Genomic DNA, 4213 nt, shown 5'->3' with positions numbered 1-4213 from the left:
CTCGTCCGCGCCGCCGGCCAAACCCACGCCGCCGGTATGGTCAACGCCATCCTCCGCAACCTCACCCGCCAGCCCCCCGCCGGCAAACCCCTCTTCGAAACCACCGCCGCCCTCGCCCAACGCCTCGGCCACCCCACCTGGCTCGTCGAGCGCTGGGCCAAGAACTACGGCCGCCCCGCCGCCATCGCCATCTGCGACTACGACCAGCAGGAGCCAACTCCCGGCACCCTCTTCGGCCCAGCCGAAGGCCCGCACCTCGACGACGGCTCCCGCCTCGTAGCCGAACTCGCCGCCGCAGCCGGCCCCACCGCCACCCGTATCTGGGACTGCTGCGCCGCCCCCGGTGGCAAGACCCTCGTCCTCGCCGCCCGCCACCCGGCAGCCGACATCCTCGCCACCGACGTCAGTCCCTCCCGCCTCAAAGCCCTCGCCGGACGCATGGAGCGCGACCCGTCCGCCGCGAACGTCCGCGTGGCCGAAGCAGACGCCTCTGCCCTCCCCGCCGAAGCTGGTAATTTCGACCTCATCCTCTGTGACGTTCCCTGTAGTGGCACCGGAACCCTAGCCCGTAATCCCGAAATCCGGCACCACCTCCGTCCGAGCGATCTCGCCCGCCAGGCCGACCGCCAGCGTGCCCTCCTCGCCGGTGCGCTCAACCGCCTCGCTCCCGGCGGCAAGCTCCTCTACTCCACCTGCTCCCTTGAACCCGAAGAGAATGAAGCCGTCGTCGCCGCAGTCACACTCCCGTCCGGCATCCGACGCCTCCCGCTCGACCCCCTACTCGCCACTCTCCAAATCGCCGCCGACCTCACCCCCACCCTCCGCGATGGCTTTCTCCGCACCCTCCCAGGCTCCAACTTCCATGGTGACGGCTTCTTCGCCGCCCTCTTCGAGCGACAGTCGTAGCCACCGCAACTGGCGCACAATCCAGGCCCGGCCCTCAAGTGTCCTTGAGCTAAATTGCTCACCTCCAGCCGGATTTTCCTGGTCGAAAAGGGTATTTCCTGGTTTAAGTGTATGAAATATCAGGACATACATAAAGCTGTCCTATTTGTGTATATGGCGCAAAGCCCTATGAGAAGCTCTTAGGAAGACTCCTAAAAAAAACACCTGTTGCGCACACGCGCGCATAAATTTCTGGGCCTGAGACCAAGAACGTGAAAGATAGACGTGTCAATGGAACGGAACGAATTTGATCCTGTTGATTTCTTAGCCACGACAGGAATAGGCCGAAAGATTATTCAGATTGAGGCCAAGCAGCCCATCTTTTCGCAGGGTGATCCCGCTGACGCCGCCTTCTATATCCAGAGTGGTCGCGCCAGGCTGACCGTTGTGTCCAAAGTTGGCAAGGAAGCCAACGTCATGCTGCTCGCGGCTGGGGAATTCACCGGCGAGGAAGCTATCGCGCCTACTCCCGGGCTAAGGCTCGCGACCGCAGTCGCGCTCACCCACTGTACAGTGCTCAAGATAGAGTGCTACGAGATGGTACGTGCGATACATGAAGAGCGGAGATTCTCCGACCTGTTCGTTGCCTTTCTGCTCAAGCGCTCCATGCGTATCCAGGCCGACCTCGTCGACCACCTTTTCAACTCCAGTGAAAAACGCCTGGCTCGCGCTCTCCTTCTCATGGCCGACTTCGATATGCTTGGAGAGCCCGAAACCCTGATCCCTCGAATTACGCAGGAAGCCCTTGCTGGGATCGTCGGCACCACCCGCTCCCGCGTCAGCTTCTTCATGAACCGCTTTCGCACTCTCGGCTTCATCAAGTACAACAGCCGCATCCGCGTCCACAGGTCCCTGGTGAACGTCCTCCTGCACGACGACTAAAGCTAAGATTCTCTGCCGGACGTATAGGGAGGCTTAGGTAGAAACGCCATTTTCGCAAAGAACAAGGCTCTGCACGATCTATCCAATTCACAGCAACCGGGAATTGCGTCTAGTTCGCGATCGCCGCCGCAGGATGCCCGAACGTCAGTCGAATCGTATCGCCCTTGGTCACACGGTACCCCGACTCCGGTTTCTGCGACGTCACCGGCCCGGCCGGAACCACAGGCGCAGGCGCTACAGGGGCGACGACCGCAGGAGCAGCCGTCACCGCAGAAGGAGGGGCGCCCGCCGGAAACGAAATAGCCTGCCCATTCGCGTCGATCCGCACTCCCGCGGCATTTACCGTATAAGCCGGTTTCGCCGGCGCTGTTGCTCCCGTCGCAGCAGCGATCGGTGCCGGAATATCCGAAAGAAACGTCACGCGCAGCCCCAGCGCAGCCGCCGCATGGTTCGCATCCCTATACGTCATTCCTACAAACGAAGGCATCACAATCGCGCTTGCGGCACCAGCCGCCGTCGAGCTCAACAGCAGCGAAACCCGCGGCTGATCCACGCCTGCATTGGGCGGAGGCGTCTGCGCCAGCACAATATCCGGATCGCCCGGCGCATCGATATGCGCCAGCGTTCCAAGATCAAGCGAGTCGCGCCGGATATTGATCGAAGCCTCACGCTCCGGCTCTCCCGCCACATCCGGAATCGTCACCTGCTGCGGCCCCAGGCTCTCTGTCACGCGAACAACCCATCCATGCCGCACCTTCGACCCGGAAGCCGGCGCCTGCGAGAGCATCCGCCCAGCCGGCACGGTCGTCGAATAAAACTTGTTCTCGATATTGAGATCGACGCCCGTCTGGAGCGCCGCCGCACTGGCCTCCGAGACTGTCATGCCCGAAAAGTTCGGCACTGTCACCTCATGCCCATGCAACGCGATGCGCAACGTGATGGCCGCGGAGAGGAACATCACGAAAAGCATGGCAAGCGTGCTGAGGATCAGTCGAAAAAGCTTCATGGGTCTTCAGAATACAGATGCGCTGGGGTTACCGTGCGTTGTCAGTGGCCGGCTCCGGATGAATCAGCACCCGCGCTACCTGCGGATGGTGCAGCCGGAACTCGCTCTCAAATTCAGTGATGACTTCATGGACCCGCGACATGGGTAGGTCGTCGGGCAGCGAGATGTGGCAATTGATTTGCACGCTGTTGGCAGCTCCGCCATGCCCTCGCGTCACAGTAACCTCGTGAACGTCGTGAATCTCGGGAAAATGTTCAGCGGTTTGAACCAACTGCCGCGTCAGATGTTCGTTGGCCGCGAACTGTACCGGCGAAGCGATAGTAGCGGGCTCGGATTCAATATGGGTAAGCACCGTGTCGACCGCAGGAACGTCGCGGCGAATCTCGGACTCAAGCTGCGAAGCCACTTCGTGCGCTTCCTGCAGTGACATCGTCTCCGGCACTTCAAGATGTTGCTCTACGTGCAGCGCACCCTCATACTGCTGCACGCTGACATCGTGCAAATTCAAATTGCTTCGCGCAGCCACCGCTCGAATTCGATCAAACACGCTCTCTCCAACCGTAGCCGTGGGCACCGAATGTATGACCACGTCAGCCCCGGGCAGACGCTGTTGTACCGCCGCAGTCGCGGCAAAGGTGATCTGTTCCGACCGCTGAAAAGTCAGGTTGCGCGGCATGCCCAGCGTAAGGTCGACAAAATAATCCGACCCCGATCGCCGAACCCGCACTCGCTCCACGGTAAGCACGCCGTCCACACCCTCAAGGTCGGTCACAAGCTCGCGGCGAATCTGCGCGCGAGCCTCCGATGGAGTCGCATCCAGCAGCGAATCGATGGTGGTCCGCGCCAGCCGCCAGGTCACCGTAAGGATCACACACGAAACCGCAAGCGCAGCAACGGGGTCGGCATACCGCAGCGCGGGAATATGGAATCGCCCGCCCGCATACGTAGCCAAAAGCCCCAGGAAGACCGCTGCGGCAGACCAGAGATCAGTGCCGAAATGAACGGCATCAGCCTCCAGAGCATCCGAGCGCTGCTCCATGGCGACACGGTGAAGCGACCGCGACCGCGTGTAATCCACCGCCATCGAAAGCAGCAGCACAACGAACGGCCACACCGACCAGCGAAGATCAAGATGCTCGTTGCGCAGGATACGGTAGATGGCTTCACGCGCAATCCATACGCACGAAGCCGCCATCAGCAAAATCTCAAACGCTGCCGAAAGGCTCTCCAGCTTCCCATGCCCGTAGTTGTGGTCCTCGTCGGCAGGGCGGTCCGAAACCCTAACGGTCACCAGCGTAATGGCCGAAGCGATCAGGTCGATCGCCGAATGCGCAGCCTCGCTCAACATACCCAGCGAGCCGGCTAGCACACCCGTAAGCA

4 protein-coding genes are annotated in these 4213 nt (G+C 61.3%); 2 read left to right on the top strand and 2 right to left on the bottom strand.

Annotated elements, in window-relative coordinates; genetic code table 11:
- A partial coding sequence (locus AC5E6W_RS06875) for an RsmB/NOP family class I SAM-dependent RNA methyltransferase (protein WP_491751532.1) occupies positions 1-906 on the top strand: 906 nt, incomplete at its 5' end.
- 270 nt (positions 907-1176) lie between these two features.
- Positions 1177-1827: a Crp/Fnr family transcriptional regulator gene (locus AC5E6W_RS06870; RefSeq protein ID WP_491751531.1), complete on the top strand. Its 651-nt coding sequence runs from the start codon at positions 1177-1179 to the stop codon at positions 1825-1827.
- A 109-nt stretch (positions 1828-1936) separates the two neighbouring features.
- Here the strand turns inward: AC5E6W_RS06870 and AC5E6W_RS06865 are convergent, their stop codons facing one another.
- Both AC5E6W_RS06865 and AC5E6W_RS06860 read right to left on the bottom strand, forming a co-directional pair.
- Positions 1937-2833 carry a PASTA domain-containing protein gene (locus tag AC5E6W_RS06865; RefSeq protein WP_491751530.1) on the bottom strand — a complete coding sequence of 299 codons (897 nt, stop codon included), beginning with the start codon at positions 2831-2833 and terminating at the stop codon, positions 1937-1939.
- A 28-nt stretch (positions 2834-2861) separates the two neighbouring features.
- Positions 2862-4213, bottom strand: a 1352-nt coding sequence (locus AC5E6W_RS06860; protein WP_491751529.1) for a cation-efflux pump, incomplete at its 5' end; no start/stop codon positions are given.

Source organism: Bryocella sp., assembly GCF_058498515.1.
Note: the sequence above shows the minus strand (reverse complement) of the source record. Positions and strands in the feature narration are given on the sequence as shown.

Coding starts and splice junctions, on each gene's coding strand:
- AC5E6W_RS06870 (WP_491751531.1), top strand. CDS start 1,177: ATGGAACGGAACGAATTTGATCCTGTTGATTTCTTAGCCACGACAGGA.
- AC5E6W_RS06865 (WP_491751530.1), bottom strand. CDS start 2,833: ATGAAGCTTTTTCGACTGATCCTCAGCACGCTTGCCATGCTTTTCGTG.